The organism is Embleya sp. NPDC050493, from assembly GCF_044458105.1.
Lineage (GTDB): Bacteria > Actinomycetota > Actinomycetes > Streptomycetales > Streptomycetaceae > Embleya.
Genome location: NZ_JBITHP010000013.1, coordinates 140,015 through 160,101 on the forward strand (window position 1 = coordinate 140,015; position 20,087 = coordinate 160,101).

19 protein-coding genes are annotated in these 20,087 nt (G+C 71.9%); 8 read left to right on the forward strand and 11 right to left on the reverse strand.

Annotation, left to right across the window (positions count from 1 at the left end; all coding sequences use genetic code 11):
- Positions 1-18: 18 nt before the first annotated feature.
- The 7 genes from ACIBM5_RS24705 to ACIBM5_RS24735 all read right to left on the reverse strand — a co-directional run bounded on the left by ACIBM5_RS24705 (position 19) and on the right by ACIBM5_RS24735 (position 6,393).
- Positions 19-1,098, reverse strand: a complete 1,080-nt coding sequence (locus tag ACIBM5_RS24705) for an LLM class flavin-dependent oxidoreductase (protein WP_396008804.1) — start codon at positions 1,096-1,098, stop codon at positions 19-21.
- Positions 1,095-2,009: an ABC transporter substrate-binding protein gene (locus tag ACIBM5_RS24710; protein ID WP_396008805.1), complete on the reverse strand. Its 915-nt coding sequence runs from the start codon at positions 2,007-2,009 to the stop codon at positions 1,095-1,097. Before ACIBM5_RS24710 ends, ACIBM5_RS24705 begins: the two co-directional genes overlap by 4 nt.
- Complete coding sequence (locus ACIBM5_RS24715; protein WP_396008806.1) at positions 2,010-2,876, reverse strand: ABC transporter ATP-binding protein; 867 nt, start codon at positions 2,874-2,876, stop codon at positions 2,010-2,012.
- A complete protein-coding gene (locus ACIBM5_RS24720) occupies positions 2,873-3,733 on the reverse strand; it encodes an ABC transporter permease (RefSeq protein ID WP_396008807.1) in 861 nt (286 codons plus the stop codon). Before ACIBM5_RS24720 ends, ACIBM5_RS24715 begins: the two co-directional genes overlap by 4 nt.
- Positions 3,730-4,770 carry an ABC transporter substrate-binding protein gene (locus tag ACIBM5_RS24725; protein WP_396008808.1) on the reverse strand — a complete coding sequence of 347 codons (1,041 nt, stop codon included), beginning with the start codon at positions 4,768-4,770 and terminating at the stop codon, positions 3,730-3,732. Before ACIBM5_RS24725 ends, ACIBM5_RS24720 begins: the two co-directional genes overlap by 4 nt.
- Complete coding sequence (locus ACIBM5_RS24730) at positions 4,763-5,941, reverse strand: ABC transporter substrate-binding protein (protein WP_396008809.1); 1,179 nt, start codon at positions 5,939-5,941, stop codon at positions 4,763-4,765. Before ACIBM5_RS24730 ends, ACIBM5_RS24725 begins: the two co-directional genes overlap by 8 nt.
- A 344-nt stretch (positions 5,942-6,285) precedes the next feature.
- Positions 6,286-6,393 (reverse strand): putative leader peptide, encoded by a 108-nt coding sequence (locus ACIBM5_RS24735; RefSeq protein WP_391587748.1) that lies wholly within the window; start codon positions 6,391-6,393, stop codon positions 6,286-6,288.
- A 288-nt stretch (positions 6,394-6,681) separates the two neighbouring features.
- On the opposite strand from ACIBM5_RS24735, the gene ACIBM5_RS24740 reads away from it, so the two are divergent.
- Positions 6,682-7,500, forward strand: a complete 819-nt coding sequence (locus tag ACIBM5_RS24740; RefSeq protein ID WP_396008810.1) for an IclR family transcriptional regulator — start codon at positions 6,682-6,684, stop codon at positions 7,498-7,500.
- 251 nt (positions 7,501-7,751) lie between these two features.
- On the opposite strand, the gene ACIBM5_RS24745 is transcribed toward ACIBM5_RS24740, so the two are convergent.
- On the reverse strand, positions 7,752-8,279 hold the full coding sequence (locus ACIBM5_RS24745) for a hypothetical protein (RefSeq protein WP_396008811.1): 528 nt from the start codon (positions 8,277-8,279) through the stop codon (positions 7,752-7,754).
- A 442-nt stretch (positions 8,280-8,721) separates the two neighbouring features.
- Here ACIBM5_RS24745 and ACIBM5_RS24750 point away from each other — a divergent pair, with 442 nt between their 5' ends.
- The 7 genes from ACIBM5_RS24750 (at position 8,722) to ACIBM5_RS24780 (ending at position 16,769) form a co-directional block, all read left to right on the forward strand.
- Positions 8,722-9,321: a CGNR zinc finger domain-containing protein gene (locus ACIBM5_RS24750; protein WP_396008812.1), complete on the forward strand. Its 600-nt coding sequence runs from the start codon at positions 8,722-8,724 to the stop codon at positions 9,319-9,321.
- A 359-nt stretch (positions 9,322-9,680) separates the two neighbouring features.
- A complete protein-coding gene (locus ACIBM5_RS24755) occupies positions 9,681-11,618 on the forward strand; it encodes a phosphocholine-specific phospholipase C (RefSeq protein ID WP_396008813.1) in 1,938 nt (645 codons plus the stop codon).
- A gap of 953 nt (positions 11,619-12,571) precedes the next feature.
- Complete coding sequence (locus tag ACIBM5_RS24760; protein WP_396008814.1) at positions 12,572-14,041, forward strand: sensor histidine kinase; 1,470 nt, start codon at positions 12,572-12,574, stop codon at positions 14,039-14,041.
- Between the two features lie 17 nt (positions 14,042-14,058).
- Positions 14,059-14,445, forward strand: a complete 387-nt coding sequence (locus ACIBM5_RS24765) for a roadblock/LC7 domain-containing protein (protein ID WP_391587741.1) — start codon at positions 14,059-14,061, stop codon at positions 14,443-14,445.
- Complete coding sequence (locus tag ACIBM5_RS24770; RefSeq protein WP_396008815.1) at positions 14,442-14,792, forward strand: DUF742 domain-containing protein; 351 nt, start codon at positions 14,442-14,444, stop codon at positions 14,790-14,792. Before ACIBM5_RS24765 ends, ACIBM5_RS24770 begins: the two co-directional genes overlap by 4 nt.
- Positions 14,773-15,393: a GTP-binding protein gene (locus ACIBM5_RS24775; RefSeq protein WP_396008816.1), complete on the forward strand. Its 621-nt coding sequence runs from the start codon at positions 14,773-14,775 to the stop codon at positions 15,391-15,393. The genes ACIBM5_RS24770 and ACIBM5_RS24775 overlap by 20 nt, the downstream gene beginning before the upstream one ends.
- Entirely contained in the window at positions 15,390-16,769 is a 1,380-nt protein-coding gene (locus ACIBM5_RS24780; RefSeq protein WP_396008817.1) for a cytochrome P450, read from the forward strand. The genes ACIBM5_RS24775 and ACIBM5_RS24780 overlap by 4 nt, the downstream gene beginning before the upstream one ends.
- A gap of 252 nt (positions 16,770-17,021) precedes the next feature.
- Here the strand turns inward: ACIBM5_RS24780 and ACIBM5_RS24785 are convergent, their stop codons facing one another.
- From ACIBM5_RS24785 to ACIBM5_RS24795, 3 genes are all read right to left on the reverse strand, one after another.
- Positions 17,022-17,879 (reverse strand): class II fructose-bisphosphate aldolase, encoded by an 858-nt coding sequence (locus ACIBM5_RS24785; RefSeq protein ID WP_396008818.1) that lies wholly within the window; start codon positions 17,877-17,879, stop codon positions 17,022-17,024.
- Between the two features lie 115 nt (positions 17,880-17,994).
- Positions 17,995-18,927 carry a 1-phosphofructokinase family hexose kinase gene (locus ACIBM5_RS24790; protein ID WP_396008819.1) on the reverse strand — a complete coding sequence of 311 codons (933 nt, stop codon included), beginning with the start codon at positions 18,925-18,927 and terminating at the stop codon, positions 17,995-17,997.
- 67 nt (positions 18,928-18,994) lie between these two features.
- Positions 18,995-19,876, reverse strand: a complete 882-nt coding sequence (locus ACIBM5_RS24795; RefSeq protein ID WP_396008912.1) for an SIS domain-containing protein — start codon at positions 19,874-19,876, stop codon at positions 18,995-18,997.
- Between the last annotated feature and the right edge of the window lie 211 nt (positions 19,877-20,087).

Sequence of the window (20,087 nt, forward strand, 5' to 3'; positions counted from 1 at the left end):
TCCTCAGCCCGTCCGTCCTCAGGCCACCCGTGGTCGCACACCCAGCGCCGGCAACACCGTCTCGCCGACCCGGTAGGCCTCCTCCAGCAGCGGATTGCCGGACAGGATGAACGTGTCCACGCCCATCGCCTCGAACTCCTGGAGCCGCTCGATCACCTGGGCCGTACTGCCCACCACGGCCGTGCCCGGCCCGGGCCGGAACAGCCCCATCCCCGGCCACAGGTTCGGGTACACCTCCAACTCCCGGGCCCGCGCCGGGACCCGGCCACCGTGCTGACGGAACTGTCGTTCCCAGCCCACCCCGTCCGCGTCCGCCGCCTGGCCCAGCTGCCGGGCGTAGGTCGCGTGGCTGGTCACCTCCAGCAGCCGATCCGCCGCCGCCCACGCCTCGTTCTCGCTCTCCCGAACGATCAGGTGCAACCGCAGGCCGACCCGCAGGGCCCGCCCGTGCGCGGCGGCACGTTCGCGTACCCGCTCCAGCTTCTCCTTGAGCAGGTGCGGCGGTTCGCCCCAGGTCAGGTAGACGTCGACATGCTCGGCGGCCATCTCGATGCCGGCCGGCGACGAACCGCCGAACCACATCGGCACGTGCCCGCCGTCCCGGTGCAACTCGCGCAGACCCGCGCCGGCCTGCCGCAGGTCGTAGAACCTGCCCTTGTGGTCGAAGACCTCGCCCGCGGTGAGCCGCTTGACGATCGACCAGTATTCGGCGCTCAGTTCGTAGCGCTCGTCGTGGTCCAGATGCAGGCCGTACTCGCGCAGGCTCTCGGTCGAACCGTTGACCACGTTGAAGCGCAGCCGACCCGCCCCGAACAACGCCTCGAAGCTCAGCGCCATCTTCGCCAGCAGCGTCGGCGCGATCAGCCCCGGATGCACCGCGAGCAGCGGCCGGAACGTCGGCGCGGCGGCGGCCACCACGCCGGCCAGCGTCCACACGTCGTACAGGTCGGTCGCCAGCAGCGCGCCGCTGAAGCCCAACCGGTCCACCGCACCCGCGAGTTGCCGCAGGTAGTCCGCATCGACCGCACGCCGTCCGGCGGGCTCCCACGGATAGGGACCCTCGCGCGGAATCACGTACCACAGCACCTCGGTGCTCATCGCGCACCGCCGTCGGCCGGCGCGAGCACCGCGGCCACGACCGGCGTCAACGCGTCCGCCTGCGCGTCGGCCACGGTGATCGGCCGGTCGATGAACCCGTTGGCGGCGAAGATGTCCGCGGCCTCCTGCTGCTCGGCGATGAACGACGCGGGTACCGGCTCCAGCCGCCACGGCAGCGCGGCCAGCGCCTCGGCCCAGTCCGCCTGCGTCCCCGGCAGCTCGGCCGCGTGCAGGGCGGCCGCCTCGTCGAGATGCGCGGCCGCCCATTCGTCGGCCCGGCGCAGCGCGGCCACCACGATCGAGACCAGGTCGGGCCGCTCCTCGACGAACGCACGGCTCGCGAAGAACACCGAGCGGTCGGTGATCACTTCGCCGACCCGGTGCAGCACCCGCAGCCCGGGCTCGCGCCGCGCGGCGACCAGCTCCGGGCCCTGCGCGACCCAGCCGGCGATCTCGCCGGAGCGCAGCCGCGCGGCCTGGTCCCGGCCCGCCTCCGGTCGCACCGCGGTGATGTCGTCCCGGTAGGACAGTCCGACGTCGTTCAGCGCCTTGGCCACGAAGTGGGTCTGCCAGGAGCCGATGCTCAACACGACCGTGCCGTCCTTGAGGTCCACCGGCGCGCGCACCGGCCCCTCGTCGGCGACCAACAGCGCGCCGTGCTCGGGCCGCGGCGCGGACACCGCGACGTAGACGAGATCGTGGCCCTGCGCCTGACCGACGATCGGCGGCGTCGAACCGGTCCCGCCGAAGTCGATCGTGCCGTCGCCGAGCAGTTCGCCGACCCGGGTGCCCTCCACGGGCACCCAGGTCACGGTCTCGCCCAGCGGCTCCAGGGCGCGTTCGAGAATCCCCAGGCGCGCGAGCAGGTACAGCGACGGGTTGCTGCCGTGGACACCGATGGTGACGGTCATTCAGATCACTCCGGTCGAAGACGGGGAGGAGGAGAGGGACAGGGAGGAGGAGGGAGACGGAGACGGGTGTGACGCGGAGGCAGCCGAGGGCGCGGACGACGGCGAACGCGAGGACGAGCGGCCGTCGGAGGAAGCGGGGGCGACGGGGACGGCGGCGGTCTCCGTGGTGTGCACCCCCAGGTCGGCGAGCAATCGCCGCCGTAGCGCCGAGAAGGCCGGATCGGTGGGGTCGCGGGGCCGGTCGACGGCGACCACCTCGTCGGTGACGAGGTTTCCGTCGCGCAACACCGCGACCCGATCGGCCAGTCGGATCGCCTCCTCGACGTCGTGCGTGACCAGGAGCACGGCGGGCCGGTGCAGCCGGCACAACTCGCCCACCAGGTCCTGCATACGCATCCGGGTCAGCGCGTCCAGCGCCGCGAACGGCTCGTCCAGCAGCAGCAGTTCCGGCTCGCGCACCAGCGCGCGGGCGAGCGCGACGCGCTGTGCCTCGCCGCCGGACAGGGTCGCCGGCCAGGCCTGGGCGTGCCGCTCCAGACCGACCTCGGTCAGCGCGCGCAGCCCGATCTCCCGGGTGGCCCGGCCCCGGGGGAGTCCGACCACGACATTGCCCAACACCCGCTTGGAGGGCACCAGGCGCGGTTCCTGGAAGACGATGGTGCGGGCCTCGGGGACCAGGACCGTACCGCCGTCGCTGCGATCGAGCGCGCCGAGGATGCGCAGCAGGGTGGTCTTGCCGGTGCCGCTCGCGCCGAGCAGCGCGACGAACTCGCCGCGGGCGATGTCCAGGTCGACGCCGTCCAGGACGGCGCGGGTGCCGAACACCCGGCGCAGTCCCTCGATGTGTACCGCAGTCTCGACGCTCATCGGCCCGCTCCGTGTCCCTGGCCGCGCCACGGCATCAGCACCCGTTCGAGGATGCGTACGATCACGTCCGCGAGCAGACCCAGGATCGCGTAGACCAGGATGCAGACGGTGAGGATGTCGGTTCGCGAGAAGCTCTGCGCCTGGCTCATCAGATAGCCGATCCCGGCCGTGGAGTTGATCTCCTCGGCCGCGATCAGCGCGATCACGCTCAGCGTCATGGACAGTCGCAGTCCGGACAGCAGCGCGGGCAGCGCGCCCGGCAGGACCACCTCGCGCACCAGGGCGATCCGGCCGACGCCGAAGCTGCGCATCGCCTCGACCAGCTTGCGGTCCACGTTGCGCACGCCGCCGGAGGCGGAGACGTACATCGGGAACGCCGTGGCCACCGCGATCAGGATCACCCGGGCGGATTCGCCGATGCCGAACCACACCATGAACAGCGGGACCAGCGCGAGGAAGGGCACCGTGCGAAGCAACTGAACCGAGGAGTCGAGGAGTTCCTCGCCGAGCCGGGAGAAGCCGGTGAGTACGCCCAGGGCCAGTCCGATGGTCAGCCCGAAGACCAGGCCCAGGCCCGCGCGGCCCAGCGAGACCCGGAGCGCGTCCGGGAGTTGGCCGTTGTCCCACATCTCGCGCGCGGCCCGGAAGACGTCGGCGGGCGAGCCGAGCAGGTCGGGACTGAGCGCGCCGCTGTGCGAGGCCCAGGCCCAGCCGCCGATCAGCACGAGTGGGCCGATCGCGCGCAGTGCCGGGCTGAGGAAACGTGGCCGAGGACGCGGCAGCCGTGGGCGCGGGGTGACCAGGCCGGGATACGCGCGTTCCCGGGGTTCGGCCTCGACCAGGGTGGGCGCGGTCATCCGCTCGCTCCCGCCAGGGTGGCCACGTCCAGCAGGTGCGGCTTGACGTCGACCAGGCTCGGGGTGACCTTCTGGTCCAGGAAGAACTTGGCGACCTTGCCGAAACGGTCCACGTCGGCCGGTCGAATCGGCTCCACCGTCGCGCCCTGCTTGGTGAACTCGACCTGGATCCGCTTGGGTTCGGCGCCGTACGCGGTGGGGCCGGTGTCGGTGAAGACGTTGATGTAGGCGGTCGGGTCGGCGATCTCCTTGGTGCCGGCCTCGTGCAGGTAGGCGTAGAAGGCCTTGATCACCTCGGGGTGCTTGTCCGCGAACGCGTTGCGCACCGCCCAGACCGAGTAGTTGTCCGAGCCGAGCGCGCGGCCGTCGGCGAGGAAGCGCGCGTTGCCGGAGGCCAGGGCGGGTACCGAGTAGGTGGCCCAGGTGGCCCACGCGTCGACCTGACCGGCGGCGAACACCGGTGCGGTCTGGTCGGCCCGCAGGTAGACCCGCTCCACCTTGTCGGCCGGGATGCCGGCCTGTTCGAGCGCGGCCAGGAGCAGGTATTCGCTGGTGCCGCCCTGCGAGCAGGCCACCTTCTTGCCGATCAGGTCGCGGATCGAGTGGATCTTCGAGTCGCTCTTCACCAGGATGCCCTCGCCCGCCAGGTCGGGGGCGGTGGCGCCGAACAGCTTGAAGCTCGGCTTCTGCCCGAGGGCGGCCACGGCGGAGGTGATCGAGCCGAGCGCGACGTCGAGTTGGCCCGCGTTGATGGCCTGCGCGGCGGGTGCGAACGGGCCCGCGCTACCGGTCCAGGAGACCTTGGCGCCGACCTTGGCCAACGCCGCGTCCAGCGAACCGTCCTTCTTGCCGAGCGCGAGCACCCCGTTGTTGCCGGGGTCGGGAATCCGCAGCGTGACACCGCCCTTGGCGTCGCCGGCCGTCGACGCCTCGGCGTTCTTCGACGAGGAGCCGCAGCCGGTCAGCGCGATCAGCGTCGCGGTCGCGACTGCGACGGCGGACAGCAGACGGGTACGGCGAGGGGGCCGGCTACTCATGGGATGCCTCCAGCGTGGATATGCGGGACTGTTCGGGGTCGAGCGACGGTGCGGATGTGGGTGTGGGCGTGGATGTGGGTGTGTGGCCGAGCGGCCGGGACGATTCGGGCGTGAGGCGCGGCGGTCGGGCCGGAGTGTCGGCCTCGGGGCGGCGTGCGTCGGCCTGCGCGCGGCGTGCGTCGGCGAGTTCGCGGGCCAGCCGCAGCGGCTCGGGGGCCGCCCACGCGTGCACATCCACGGGCGCGGCCAGGAAGCCCTGTCCGTACAGGAATCGTTCCTGGCGGGCGAGCAGGTCCAGCCGCTCCGCGGACAGGTCGATCCGCAGTGTGTCCGGGCCGAGTTCGCGGTACGCGCCGGCCACCCCCAAGGCACCCGCCCCGGTCTCGGCACCCAGGATCCGGGCCACCTCGGCGGGATGCCCGGGCGCCCAGTCCGCCGCCTCGACCAGCACCGCGAGGAACCGGGTGACCAACTCCGGGTGGTGGTCCAGCAGATCCTGGTGCACCGTGATCGGCCGCGGCGTCCCGTTGTTGATCCGGGCGCCGGGATCGCTCGCCGCATCCAGGTCGACCGCCACCACCGCGCCGTGCCGTACGGCCGCCTCGACCGCGAGCGCGCCCTTGACATACACGGCGTCCACCTCGCCACGGTCGAGCGCGGCCAACTCGGCCTCCCACTGCCCGATTCCGCGCGCCGCCGGCACCTCGACCGGGCGCGCGTCGGCCAGTTCGGCACCGGCCAGCGAGAGCGCCCCGGCGAAGCCGTGCAGCGCCATCGCCCGCCAGAAGTCGATTGCGATGTCGTGCCGGGGAATCGCCAACCGCAACCCGCGCAACTGCTCGGGTGCGGTGATGCCGCTCTCCGCGCGGACCAGGATCGCCTGGCTCTCCTCGATCCAGGTCAGCCCGACCAGCCGGGTCGCCTCGCCGCGCGACCGCGCCCACAGCGCGGGCACGTTGCCGCCCTCGCGGAAGAGCCCGGGCAGCGCGTGCGTGTAGTGGTGATCGGCGGCCACGTCGGCCGGGACGTCCTGGAGCGAGCGCACGGTGATCCCCTCGGCCGCGAACTCGGCGTCGAGCAGGCCCAGATCGGCCGCGATGCCGGTTGCGGTGGGGACGGGACAGCGGGTGAACCACAGTTCGTCGGGGCGGGCGCCGGTCACGGCGGTCATGGCGATACTTCCGTTCGCGTTCGTAGCGGCGGCGGGGGTCCGCGCGGCCCCGCCGGTGCGATTCCGGTCATGACACCGGGCACGCACGGCACTGGGCACGGCGCGGATCGACCCGGGACCGAATCGGTCCGGGCAGGGGTCGACGGATGATGCGTGGTGTGATGCACGCTGGGAGACCTACGCTTCGCGGGCGCCGCGACGACCGGGGGTGTGCGCGAGCGCCGAGGGCGGCCGGGTCGATCGATTCAACCGGGCCGACCGGCCGACCGGATCGGTCCGGCCGATCGAGTCGACCGGATTGCTCGGTCGGGCGCGGGCGTACGGAGGTTCGGTGCGGCGGTGGGTCAGCGACAGCCGGCGCTGGCGACGCGCGCGAGGTCGATGTGCCGGCGGCTGGTGAGCAGCGCGCGGGCGGTGGAGAGCGGCGCGGTGTACAACGCGTCTGCGGACACCGGGGCCTCCCTCTCGTTTCGTCGATCACCGGTTCGGGTCGCTCACCGGCGCATGTCCATGACCGGCGTAGATGCATCACCGGCGCATGTCCACAACCGGTGTACGTGCATCACCGGTGCACCGAATGGTGCTTCGGGTGGATCCTGGCACGGTCCGCGCCGCACGATCAAACTTTCCCACGATGTGGGATATCCGAATGCGCTCCGATGCGGACCGTGGCAGACAGTCGTCCACGGGCTTGCCGTATGGTGAAAACTTCCGGTCGAACGGCGAGTCGGGGGATGCCCATGGGCACGGTGGACACGAACGCGCCGCGCGCGGCCTCCTCACCGTCCGGGGCACAGGCCGTACAGCGGGCCCTCGGCATCCTGCACTGCTTCCGGGCGACCGGCGCCGACCTGAGCGCGTCGGACATCGCCCGCCGGATGGACCTGTCCGTGTCCACCGCCCACCGTCTGGCCCGCACCCTGGTCGGCGCGGGCTTCCTCGATCAGGACGACCGCACCAGCCGCTACCGCCTGGGCCCGGTGGTCGCCGAACTCGGTCTGCTGGCCTACCACCAACGCGGACTGCACCACGCGGCACCCGAGTTGGAGCAGTTGTCCCGGCGTACCTCGGCGACCTCCGACCTGGCCATCCGCAGCGGCCGGCACGCGCTGGTCCTGGTCGGCAGTTCGGTGCAGCCGGGCACCGGCCTCGGACTGCGCCGCCCGCTGCACTCGACCGCGCTGGGCAAGGTGTTGCTGGCCTGGGCGGATCCGGCGGACGGCGGCCTGGAGCCGTTGCTGCCACTGGCCCCGCAGACCGAGCGCACCATCGTGGACCCCGTCGCGCTCCAGGCCCAGTTGGACGCGGCCCGGGCGATCGGCTACGCGCTCAACGACGGCGAGTCGGTCCCGGGAGTACGCACCCTGGCGGTGCCGATCCTGAACCGGGCCGGCCACGCACACGCCGCGCTGGCCGTGCGGTCCACGCCCGCCGTGATGACCGACGAACGCATCCCGTGGTTCCGCGACCGGGCCCAGGCGTGCGCCGACGCCTTGGAAGTACTGCTGCTGCCGCCGCATCGCCGTCGACTGCGCGAGTCCGGGCTGCCGACGGAATAGGCCCGGCACGAAGCGGGTCCGCAGGACGCCTTGGGTCGGAGGTCGTGAACGGGCCCGGCCCACCGGCTTCGGTTGGAAGTCGCGAATGAACCCGGCCCACGACTTCGGTCGGGGGTCGCGAAACGGGCCGCCCCACCGGCTTCGGTCGGAGCGGGGCCTGCCCCACCGGCTTCGGTCGGAGGGGCGCGAAACGGGGTCCGCCCCACGGCTTCGGTCGGAAGTCGTGGGGCGGGCCCGGGTTCGAGGGTCGGTCACGCGGCGGCGACCAGTGCGTCGCGGCCGAGCACGCGGGTGCGGCCGGCAGCGGTGACGGTCGCGGTGGCGATCGACCCCGTCTTGGCCTTGGGGCCGGCGAACACCGCGAGCCGCAGGAAGGCGAACCGGGCCAGTCCGGCGATGCCCGAGGCGGTCAGGTAGGTGCCCTGCTCGACCATGATGCTCGGCGCGGTCTGCACCGCGTGCAGGCCGAGCACCGCCGCCGTGGTGAACAGGTAGGCGACCGCCGCCGAACCGCCCGCCTGGAAGTGCGCCTTGAGGTCGGCGCGGCCCGCCCGGAAGGCGAACCGGCTGTGCAGCTCGGTGGCCAGGATGGTGCCGGCCACGGTGATCACCGCGTTGGCGACGGCGATCGGCAGGTGCCCGGAGAGCGCGACGAGCGCGGCGCTGGAGGCCAGCCCCGTGCCGCCACCGAAGACCACGAAGCGGGCGAAGGAGGCGACCGTGCCGGGCGTCGACGGCTGAGTGGTGTCCTGCTCTGCGACCCGGCTGCGGTTGTTCACGTGACTCTCCTTGACCCCCTGCGAGCCCTGTCGGCCCGTCTGGTTCAAACCTAGGGATCGCGCAACGCATTCCCCATGGTGCTCACTTCCCTCTCCCGGTGGGGCTGGCCCCACCCCTCACACGGCGGCCCGCCTCCGGGTGGTGCGAACACAACCGTGACCGGCACCGGGCAAACTCAACCGACAATACGGTGGAAAACCTCCCAAGAATTCCCGCGATTTCCGTCGATCACGACCTTCGGGCGCTCCTTCCGACTCCGACCGGGCAGCGATGTCTGCCTCGTCACATCACACTGTGTGTGCCAAGTCACTCACACGCGGCGACCATTGCCCGCGCACGCACCGGGGCTTCCGCCGGGCCACCCCCCGGTCGCCGAGTCGAGGCCAAGGTCGGCGGAGCACGTCGATCCACATGGGTGAGCCAAGCCGGTAGCATTAGTTTGTGAGCACACGAATCGCGGACCTCGACACCGGCGGAGCGCCCCTGCTCGGCGAGCCGCTTCCGGTGGAGCTGGCCAACACCCGCTACGCGGTACGGGGTGTACCGCACGAGGGCCTGGCCGAGCCGGAGCACCTGGCCGCTTGGTTGCGCGACATCGCCCCGCGCCTGGCCGGCCCGCCCTCCGACGCCGCGCTGCTCGCGGTGGACGCGGCGGACCTGGCGGCGGCGCTCGACCTGCGCGAGTGCATCGCCGCGCTGCTGCGGGCCGCGATGACGGGCACCGCGCCGGCCGCCGACGTGCCGACCCGGCTCAACGCGTACACCCGCGCCGCCCCGCACTGGCGCGAGCTGACCTGGCCGACGGCGAGCACGCGTACCGAGGCCGCGCCGATCGCCGCGGTCCTGGCCGAGTTGGCGGATGCCACGATCGACCTGGTCACCGGTCCCGACCGGGCCGAGCTGAGGCCCTGTCACGGTCCGGGGTGCGTGCTGCACTTCGTCAAGAACAACCCGCGCCGCGAGTGGTGCTCCGCGGGCTGCGGCAACCGCGCCCGGGTGGCCCGGCACTACCGGCGCACGAAGAACGCGCCCGGGGCGTAGACGGCGCGCTCGCCCCGAACCGCAGGTGCCCTCGGCCTTGACCTTGGTTCACCTTGACCTTGGCGTCGGCCTTGCCCTCGCCCTTGCCCCGAATATGTGGATCACGAGTGATATGCCGGAGAGGCTGCACGTCTCCGCACGTCTCCGCACGTCGCCGCACGACGCCGAGGTGGCGGGGCGCGGGCGCACCGTGGGGCGACGACGGGATGGCTGCCGCCGGAATGTTACCCATCGGTTAACCCCAGGGTCTCCCACCGGCAGCTGACGGACCGTCAGGATGGACGGCGTCCGTGCTCGACTCGCCCGCTCCGGTCGGTTCGGCCGGCTCGGCTGCCGACTCGTCCTGGAGGTCCGCCCGCATGTCTCCCCTCTCCCGTCGTGGCTTTCTCGGGGCCGCCGCCGCATCCGGCGCCGGACTCGCCGTCGCCTCGGGTGTCTCGCCCGCCGTCGCGGAAGCCGTCGCCGCCACCGCCGGGACACCCGGCACCCTGGACGACGTCGAGCACGTGGTGATCCTGATGCAGGAGAACCGGTCGTTCGACCACTATTTCGGCACACTGCGCGGCGTGCGCGGCTACGGCGACCGCTCGCTGGTCCGCTTCCCCGGCGGCGGCGACGTACTGCACCAGCGGCTGCTCGGACCGGCCGGCGGCACCACACTGCTGCCCTGGCACCTGGACACCGCGACGAGCAACGCCCAACAGGTACCCGGCCTGGACCACTCCTGGGGCGGCGGGCACAGCGCGTGGGCGAACGGGCGGTACGACAACTGGATCCCGGCCAAGTCGTGGCTGACCATGGGCCACTACCAACGCAAAGACATCCCGTACCAGTTCGCCCTCGCCGACGCGTTCACCGTGTGCGACCAGTACTTCTCGTCCGCGATGGCCTCCACCAACCCGAACCGCCTGTACCTGTGGACCGGCACCGTGGATCCGGCGGGCCGCGCCGGCGGGCCGGTCGTGGACAACAGCGAACCGGGCTTCCGCTGGACCACCTACCCGGAGCGGCTCCAGGCCGCGGGCATCTCCTGGCGGGTCTACCAGCAGGAGGACAACTACGACGACAACGCACTCGCCTGGTTCGACGCCTTCCGCACCGCGCCGCAGAGTTCACCGCTGTACGTGAACGGCATGGCGCGGCGCGGCCCGAAGGCGTTCGCCGACGACGTCGCGGCCGGCGCGCTGCCGGCGGTGAGCTGGATCGTGGCGCCCACCGAGGAGTCCGAACACCCGAACTATCCGCCGGCCAAGGGCGCGCACTTCACCGCGACCTACGTACTCGACGCCCTCGCCGCGCACCCCGAGGTGTGGGCCAAGACGGTGGTCCTGCTCAACTACGACGAGAACGACGGCTTCTACGACCACGTCGTGCCGCCCACCGCGCCGCCCGGTACGCCCGACGAGTACATCTCCGGTGCGCCGATCGGCCTCGGCCCGCGCGTGCCGATGATCGTCATCTCGCCGTGGAGCCACGGCGGTCGGGTGTGCTCGGAAGTCTTCGACCACACCTCGGTGTTGCGCTTCCTGGAGAACTGGACCGGCGTACGCGAGGAGAACATCTCCGCGTGGCGGCGCACCGTGTGCGGGGACCTGATGAGCGCGTTCACGTTCACGGACAAGGACGTCTCGTTCCCGACGCTGCCCGACACCCGTGCGCTGCTCGACGATCTCGCCCGGCAGAAGTGGAAGTTGCCGCCGCTGATCCCGCCGATCGTGCAGCGGCAGCCGGTCCAGGAGAGCGGCGATCGGCCGGCGCTGCCGATCGACTACGGGTTCGCCACGTCCTCGCGTACCGAGGCCGACAAGGGCCTGCTGTGGATCCGGATCGAGAACACCGGCCGCCTGGGGGCGGGCTTCTCGATCTACACGGTCAACCACCGCAAGTTCGGCGCGTGGCAGTACACCGTGCCGGTCGGCGGCGCGGTCGAGGACTTCTTCAGCGCGCAGAGCGTCAGCGGCGGGCCGTACGACATCGACGTACACGGGCCCGACGGCTACCTGCGCGGCTTCAAGGGCGATGTCCGCACCTGGACCGACCCGACCAAGGGCCACCCGGAGGCAACCGCCGTCGACCGCCCCGGCCGCACCCTCGACCTCACCCTCACCAACTCCGGCGGCGCACCGATCACCTTCACGATCCAAGGCATCGGCACCCCCCGCACCCTCCTCGTCCCGCCCCACACCACCAGCCACGTCCCGGCCCCCGCCGACCCCACCGGCCACTACGACATCACCGTCACAGCCGACACCCAGGACAACTTCACCCGCCACTTCACCGGCCGCCTCCACCACTGAGGGGTATGGGGGCCGGGAACGCCGAGCCGGAAGCGACGGCGCGGGGCGGCCCGGGTCGCGCACGCCGCAGGGCGGGGCGGCCCGGGTCGCCGACGTGACAAGTCGCGGTGGGCCCGGGTCGCCGACATGACGTCGCGGTGGCCCGAAGCGCGAGCGCGGCGTTGCTGCTTGTCGTGCGCCTTCGGCGCCGGCTCGCGAGGCACCGCTTTCCTCTCCCCCGCAAGCTCCTCCGAGAAGAAGCGGCCCCTCGCTCGGGACGGTGTGTCCGTCCGCTTCGCTCCGGGCCACACCGTCCACGCTTGCGGCGCCGCCGCTCTCCGCGCTTCGCGCTTCGCGCGTCGATCACGAGGTCTCACCCGCGTCGGGGGCGCTGACGCAACGGCACGGGGCCGAACACGGCAACCCGGGGAAGACCCGGTCGCCGACCGCAGCCGATCCGCGACCGGACGGAAGGCCCTGGCGAGCAACAGGGCCGCGAGACACACCTACCCCTCCGGGCGCGCGGCGGCCGAGCACCCCTGACGCGCAACGAATGGCGCCACCGGTCGCGGAGCGGACGTTCGACCTTCTACGGCACCGCCCGCGACACACGCCCGCCGCCACGCTCGCGGGCGGACGGGTAACTCGAACGCGAACACGAATCGGGCCCGCCTCATCCCGCCCCGGCCCTCGCCGCTCGCCCCGCCCGACCCCCCGGCCCAATATCGCGTTTGGGATCGGTGATGTCCCATTCCCCATCGATTCACCCGTTCGAGCGGCTTGTGCGTCGCACGCCCGATCCGCCCCACGCGTCCGCGTAGCCTGGCGCCCGCGACGGTACTTCCCCTGCCCGACGAGGCTTTGCCCCGCCCACACGGGACCACCCGACCATCCCCGCCGGCGGCCGGAAAAGAGTCCGCCGTGCGGTCCGCAGGACACCCGCACGATTCGATTCCGACTTTTCGAGGATGCCGATGGTTCTCGCTGGATCGTCCCCCGGAGGCCGACGGCCGGCCCTCGCGTGGGTCCTCCCCCTCCTCGTGACCGCCGCGTGCGCGGCCGCGGCCGTGGCCGCGGTCTCCTCCCAGGCTCGCCCCGCGGTGGCCTTGTGCGGTGGACTCGCGACCGTCGCCGTCGCCGTGTGCGCCGCCGAGGCGGGCCGTCGTGGGCGCATCATCGCCCAACTGCACATGCGGCTCCAGCAGCAACAGGTCGGGCTGCGCCGTCGACTCGCCGCGCAGGAGGTGGAGACGGTCCGGCTGGCCGAGGAGTTGCTGCCCGAGGCCATCGGCCGCCTCCAGGCCGGCGAACCCGTACCGGAGGTCATGCGCAAGGTCGCCCCGCAACCGGACGACCCGACCGAGTTCGCGGTCGCGCACCGCAACGTGATCCGCTCGGTGATCGACACCGTCAGCGCCGAGGAGGACCTGCGCGAATCCGCCCAGCGCGCGTTCGTCAACATCGCCCGCCGCGTGCAGGCCACCATTCACCAACAGGCCCAGGACATGCGGGACATGGAGGACCGGCACGGCGACGACCCGGTCGTCTTCCGCGACCTTCTGCATCTCGACCACGGCAACGCGCTGATCGGCCGGATGGCCGACAGCATCGCCGTGCTCGGCGGCGCCCGCCCCGGTCGCCAGTGGGAAACCGACATCGGCATGTACAGCGTGCTGCGCGGCGCGATGTCGCGCATCCTGGACTACCGCCGGGTCAAGTTGCACTCGGTCGTCGAGGTCGCGGTCATCGCCCAGCACGTCGAGCCGCTGATCCACGCGATCGCCGAACTGCTCGACAACGCCACCCGATACTCACCCCCCTCCACCACCGTGCACCTGAGCACCACCGAGGTGCAGACCGGCATCGCGGTCGAGATCGAGGACGCCGGCGTCGGCCTGAGCGAAGAGGCCCGCCGTCGGGCCGAGCGCATCCTGTCCCTGGACGGCGCGCCGCTCAACCTCAACGACCTGGGCGAGACCCCGCGCCTGGGCCTGACCGTGGTGGCCCGCCTCGCGCACGCCAACAACTTCAAGGTGATGCTGCGCCCGTCGGCCTACTCCGGCGTGCGCGCCGTCGTGGTCATCCCACAGAACCAGATCACCGCGAACGTGCCGCCGATGTACCCGATGCCCGAGCACCTCCAGCACTTGGACGAACTCCCGTCCCTGCACGACATGATGACCGACACACCCGTCGGCACCGAGTTGGGGGCGAACGGGCTCCCGCAACGCCGTCGGCGCAGCCTGGGCACCGTCCCGCGCGCCGCGGCACCCCGCGGCGAGCACCGCGCGACCGCGTCCAAGCCCGCCGTGCCGAGCGTCGACGACACCCCGCCGGGACTCGGGCTGGACGCCTTCCTCAGTGGCATCAACGGCGAACTTCCGCCCACCGAACGGCGATCCGAGACCGGGGACGATTCGTGGGACAACGGGGGATATCGATGACGGGGTACCGACCGAACATGGACTGGATGCTCGCCGATCTGGCGAAGAGCGTGCCGTTCACGCGCTACATCGTGCTGCTGTCCGCGGACGGCCTGCGGATGGCCCAGCACAACACCGCGGCGGACACCGCCGACCGGCTCGCCGCCGCGTGCGCGGGCCTGCAGAGCCTCGCCGCCGCGATCGCGTCCGAATTCCCCAAGGGGGACGGCCGGATGCGCCTGGTCGTGATCGAGGTCAACGGCGGCTACTTCTACATGATGGCCGCCGGCGCCGGCGCCTATCTCGCGGTACTGGCCGACGGCCAGGTGGACACCGGCCTGCTCGGTCACCGGATGCGCGACCTGGTCATCCGGATCGGCGAACACCTGACCAGTCCGCCGCGCCGCGACGGGGCCTTTCCGTGAGTGTGCCGCGGCGCTCACGGCGCGATCCACACCCCGAACGGCTGTACATGGTCGGGGAACACCCCGATGCCCAGCACCGGTTGGACCTCGTCACGCTGTTCGTCGCCAAGCACGAACCGAGGCGCGGGATGGCTCCCGAACTCGCCGCGATCCTGCGGATGTGTGAACAGCCGCTGTCGATGGCGGAGATCTCCGCCCACATGCGGCTGCCGACCAGCGTGCTGACGCTGGTGCTGCTGGACATGGTGCGCACGGACCACCTGGAGGCCAGGGCACCGATCCCGGCCGCTTCGTTGCCCGACATCGATCTGCTCAAGGCGGTGATGCATGGACTACAAAGGCTCTGAGACCCTCGCCGGGCCGCGCCCCGAGGACATGCTGCCCGCAACGGCCGCCGCCGCGGTCAAGGTCGTGGTCGTCGGCGGATTCGGCGTCGGCAAGACCACCCTGGTCGGCGCGGTCAGCGAGATCCGGCCGCTCACCACCGAGGAGACGATGACCCAGGCGGGCGTCGGAATCGACGATCTCGCGGGCATCGAGGCCAAGACCACCACGACCGTGGCGATGGACTTCGGCCGGATCAGCCTCAACGAGCGGCTGGTGCTCTACCTGTTCGGCACCCCCGGCCAGGAACGCTTCTGGTTCCTGTGGAACGGCCTGTTCGACGGCGCCCTCGGTGCCGTGGTCCTGGTCGACACGCGGCGCCTGGAGGTGTGCTTCGACGTGATGGGCCGGCTGGAGGATCGCGGCGTGCCGTTCGTGGTCGCGGTCAACACGTTCCCCGAGTCGCCGATCCACTCGATGGACGAACTGCGCAGCGCACTCGACCTGGACGAGTCCGTACCGATGGTCGACTGCGACGCCCGCAGCCGGGGTTCGAGCCGGGACGTCCTGATGGCCCTCATGCAATACCTCTACACGCTCACCACGAACCGGGAGATGCAATGACCGCTCCTCCCCCCGTTCCGCCGCCGGGCTGCCCCGCGCACGCGGGCGCGACGGCCACCGAGGGCATCACCAGGTTGTACGGCCCGGAGACCATCGCGGACCCGGGTGCCGCGTACGAGAGGTTGCGCGCCGAGTACGGAGCGGTCGCACCGATCCTGGTCGACGGCGACTTCCCGGGCTGGCTGGTACTGGGATACCGGGAAAACCTGGAGGTCATGCGCACGCCGAGCCGATTCTCCCGGGACGCGCGCAACTGGCGCGACTGGCGCGAGGGTCGCATCCCGCCGGACGCCACCATCCTGCCGATCATGGAGTACCGCCCGGACTGCGTGTCCAGCGACGGCGCCGAGCACCAGCGGCTGCGCACCGTGGTCACCGAGAGCCTGGACCGGTTCGATCGCCGCGGCATCCGCAAGCACGTGCAACGACTTTCCCACGAACTGATCGACCGGATCGCGGCCGACGGCCACGCCGACCTGGTCGCCCAGTACGCACAGCAGTTGCCGATGCTGGTCATCGCGCAGCTCTACGGTCTGCCCGACGAGATGGGCGCACGCCTGGTCGAGGCCAGCGCCGAGCTGATGATGCAGGGTGAACGCGCGCTCGAATGCAACGAGTTCATCCTGCAGACGTTGCGCGACCTGGCCGACCGCAAGCGCGCCGAACCGGCCGCCGACTTCCCGTCCTGGCTGATCGAGCATCCGAACAAGCTGTCCGAGGACGAGGTCCTGCACCACCTCCGGCTGGTGATGGTCGCGGCAAACGAGCTGACCATCGCGCTGATCGCGAACACGCTGCGGGTGGTCCTGACCGACGACCGCTTCGCCGCCTCGCTGGCCGGCGCGCGGTTGACGCTTCCCGACGCGGTCGAGCAAGTCCTTTGGGACGAACCGCCGTTGTGGGTCATCCCGGGTCGCTGGGCGCTTGTGGACACCGAGTTGGGCGGACGTCGGATCAAGGCCGGCGACCTGCTCGTACTCGGCGTGATGGCCGGCAACGTCGACCCGCAGATCCGTACCGACCTCACCGTCCCGGTCCACAACAACCGCGCCCACCTGGCGTTCAGCGGCGGTGCGCACCTGTGTCCGGGACAGGACATCGGCCGCGCCATCACGGACACCGCGATCGACACGCTCAACAGCCGGCTTCCCGACATCCGCCTGGCCCACCCCGACCGCCCACCGGCCTGGCACGCGGCCACCTGGGCCCGCTACCTCACCTCGCTGCCGGTCGAGTTCACCCCGGTCCCCCTGGTCGAGCCCACCGAATGGACCCGCCCCCTCCGCCCACCACGCCCCACCACCCCACCGGCACCACCACTGGACCCCCTACCCACCAACTGGTGGACCCGCCTGACCACTTGGCTCTTCGGCTGACCCCAAAAAGATCCGCCCCGGACGGGCTGAGCCCCCACACACCCCCTCAGCCCGTCCGGCGCTCGAGGACAAACCAAGCCCCGTCCCCGACATCGCAGCACGGGGCACGAACCCCCTCAGCCCGGCGCTTGAGGACGACAAGACCCCGTCCCCCTTACCGCAGCGCCCGACACGAACAACCTCTTCACCCCGTCCGGCGCTTGAGGACAACAAGGCCACGCCCCCACACCACAGTCGTGGGCACACGCGGGTTCACGACCCCCCGGTGATCACCCGCAACAGGTCCCCGACCACATCCGCCGCCGCCGAGCGCGAAGCGTCCAGTGCCGGCCGTGGATCGGCCTTCCCGGGCTCGGCGACCAGCCGCGACCGCAGTGTCCCGGTGTAGGCGATGTTGAGCGCCGTACCCACGTTGATCTTCGTCATCCCCGCGGCCACCGCTCTTTGCAGTTCGGCGTCCGGCACACCCGAGGACCCGTGCAGGACCAGCGGCACGTTCACCGCCGCCCGCAACCGCGCGATCAGGTCGTGGTCGAGCGTGGCGGTGCGATCCAGCATCGCGTGGCTGCTGCCGACCGCCACGGCCAGCGCATCGACACCGGTCGCCCGCACGTACGCGGCGGCCTCGTCCGGATCCGTGCGCGCCCCCGGCGCGTGTGCGTCGAGCGCGGGATGGCCCGGCTTGCCGCCGACCTCGCCGAGTTCGGCCTCCAGGGTGATCCCGCGTTCGTGCGCCCAGGCCACCGCGTCCGAGGTGGCCGCCACGTTGTCCGCGTAGCTCAGCCGTGACGCGTCGAACATGACCGAGCTGATCCCGGTGCCCTCGGCGGCCTGCAACAGGTCCACCGATTCGACGTGGTCCAGGTGCAGCGCGACCGGTACCGCGGCCTCCTCCGCAAGCACCCGACACGCGGCCGCGAGCGGACCGAGCCGCCCCCGCCGGAACTTCACCGCGTTCTCGCTGATCGCCACCACGACCGGCAGCCCCGCCGCCTCCGCCGCGATCAGCACCGCCTCCGCGTGCTCCAACGTGATCACGTTGAAGGCGGCCACCCCCACTCCGTCCGCGAGCGCCGCGTCGGTCAATATCCCCGTCGAGGTCAACGGCATGTCATCTCTCCTCGTGAACGATCCCGACCACCATCAACCCCGAGCCCGCCCGCACCCGCATCCGCGCGGCCCGCCCGGACTCCGACCCACGTCCCGCAGGACCGTCGGCCGTACCTCATCGCGGCGGCTCCACCGCGTCGACCCGCACCCTCGGCCGCCAGGTCCGGTACAGCTCGCCGTCCACGTCCCCCGCCGCCGGCGCGGCAACCGCCGCCGCCGACAGGGCCACCGCGTCCCGCAGCCGATCCGGCCACAGGCTGCCCTCGGCCAGCCCGCGCGCCAGTGCCGCCACCGCCGCGTCGCCCGCGCCGGTGGCATTGCCGTGTACCGAGGCCGGCGGTACGGCTCGCCACCAACCCGCGCCGGTCCCGGCGACCATGCCCTCGGGACCGAACGAGGCAACCACCGCCGTGTCGGCCCGTGCCTCCCGCAGCAGCCGGGCCACCGCCCGCAGCGGATCGCTCTCGCCCGTCGCCGCGACCAACTCGTCGGCGTTCGGCTTGACCACGTCCGGCCCGGCCGCGACGCCGGCGACCAGTGCCGGCCCCGACGCGTCCAGCACCACCGGCACCCGCGCGGCCCGCGCGAGCGTCACCAACTCCGCGTAGCCGTCCACCGCGATCCCCGGCGGCAGACTCCCCGAAAGCACCAACACCGTTGCGTCGGGCAGGAGTTCGGCCGTGGCGGCAACCACTCGGGCCCACTCCCGCACGGTCCGCGCGGCGCCGAGTTCGTTCAACGATGTCGCACCGCCCGAGCCGGTCTCCACGATCGTGGTGGTGCAGCGGGTCTCGCCGGACACCGGTACCACCGTCAACGCGATGTCCGCCGCCGCGAGGTCGGCCCGTATTCGCTCACCCGTCCCGCCGCCCAGAGGGGCCACCACCGCGACGGCCACCCCCAGCGAGCGCAGCACGCGCGCGACGTTGATGCCCTTGCCGCCGGCCCGCCCGCCGACCGAGTGCGGGCGGTTCGCGCCGTGCCGGATCAGCTCTTCCAAGTGGTACGTGACATCCCAGGCCGGATTCGGCGTCACCGTGAGGATCACGAAGCCTCCCCCCCGTTCCGGACCCCGCCGCCGGCCATCCGCTCGACGGCGTCGCCGATGCGGTCCCTCACGACGCGTCCAGCACCACGGACCGGGTCAGGTGCCTCGGCTCGTCCGGGTTCAGCCCCCGGCTCTCCGCGACCGCGACCGCGAGCTTCTGCACCCGGACCAGTTCCGCCATCGGGTCGAGCGCACCGGCCACGAACGTGCCACCGGTGGCCGCGACCTGGTCGGCGAGGCCCTCCGGCGCGGGCCCGAAGACCCATGTGATCCGGTTCGGCGCGGCGATGCTGATCGGCCCGTGCCGGTACTCCATCGCCGGGTAGCTCTCCGTCCACGCGCACGCGGCCTCGCGCATCTTCAGCGCGGCCTCCGCGGCGAGCCCGGTGGACCACCCCGTACCCAGGAAGCTGAACTGCTCCGCCGCCACGAACTCCGGTTCGGGCACCCAGGCGAGAGCCGCCTTCGCGTCCCGGATCGCCGCCGTCAGGTCCTCGCCCACGTGCGACCGCAGCAGCGCGAGTGCCGTGGTGGCGAACCTGGTCTGCACGACCGATTGTTCGTCCGCGAAGTCGAGCATCACGATCTCGTCCGCCGCGGTCATGATCGGCGTGCCCGGGGTTCCGGTGATCGCGGTCGTCGCGACGGTGCCCCGGATGTCCGCCAGCAGCCGCAGCACCTCGGTGGTGGTGCCGGAGCGGGTCAGCGCGATCACCCGGTCGTAGTCCCGGACGCCCGGGAACTCCGACGCCGCGAAGGCATCGGTGACGCCGAGTCCGGCCCGCTCGCGCAGCACGGCATACGCCTGGCCGATGAACCACGAGGTGCCGCACCCGACGATCGCGACCCGCTCACCGGACTTGGGCAATCCTGCGCAGTCCACGGCCAGCTCGGCGGCCCGCGCCCACAGCTCGGGCTGGGTGGCGATCTCGGCAGAGGTGTGGCTCACGGTCGTCATGGCGCTCCCGGGTCCTGGACGGTACGGAGTGCGCACTGCTGCACTCCCATGCTTGAAACTATTCATTTGATAGCAGTTTCAAGCACGAATGAGCAATGCCGCGCACGCCGACAAGGCGCGATTCACACCTTTCATCCAGTAATCTCCCCTCCCGTGAGCCGCCCACCGAGCCCAGGAACACCCCGCAGCCGGCGCAACCACG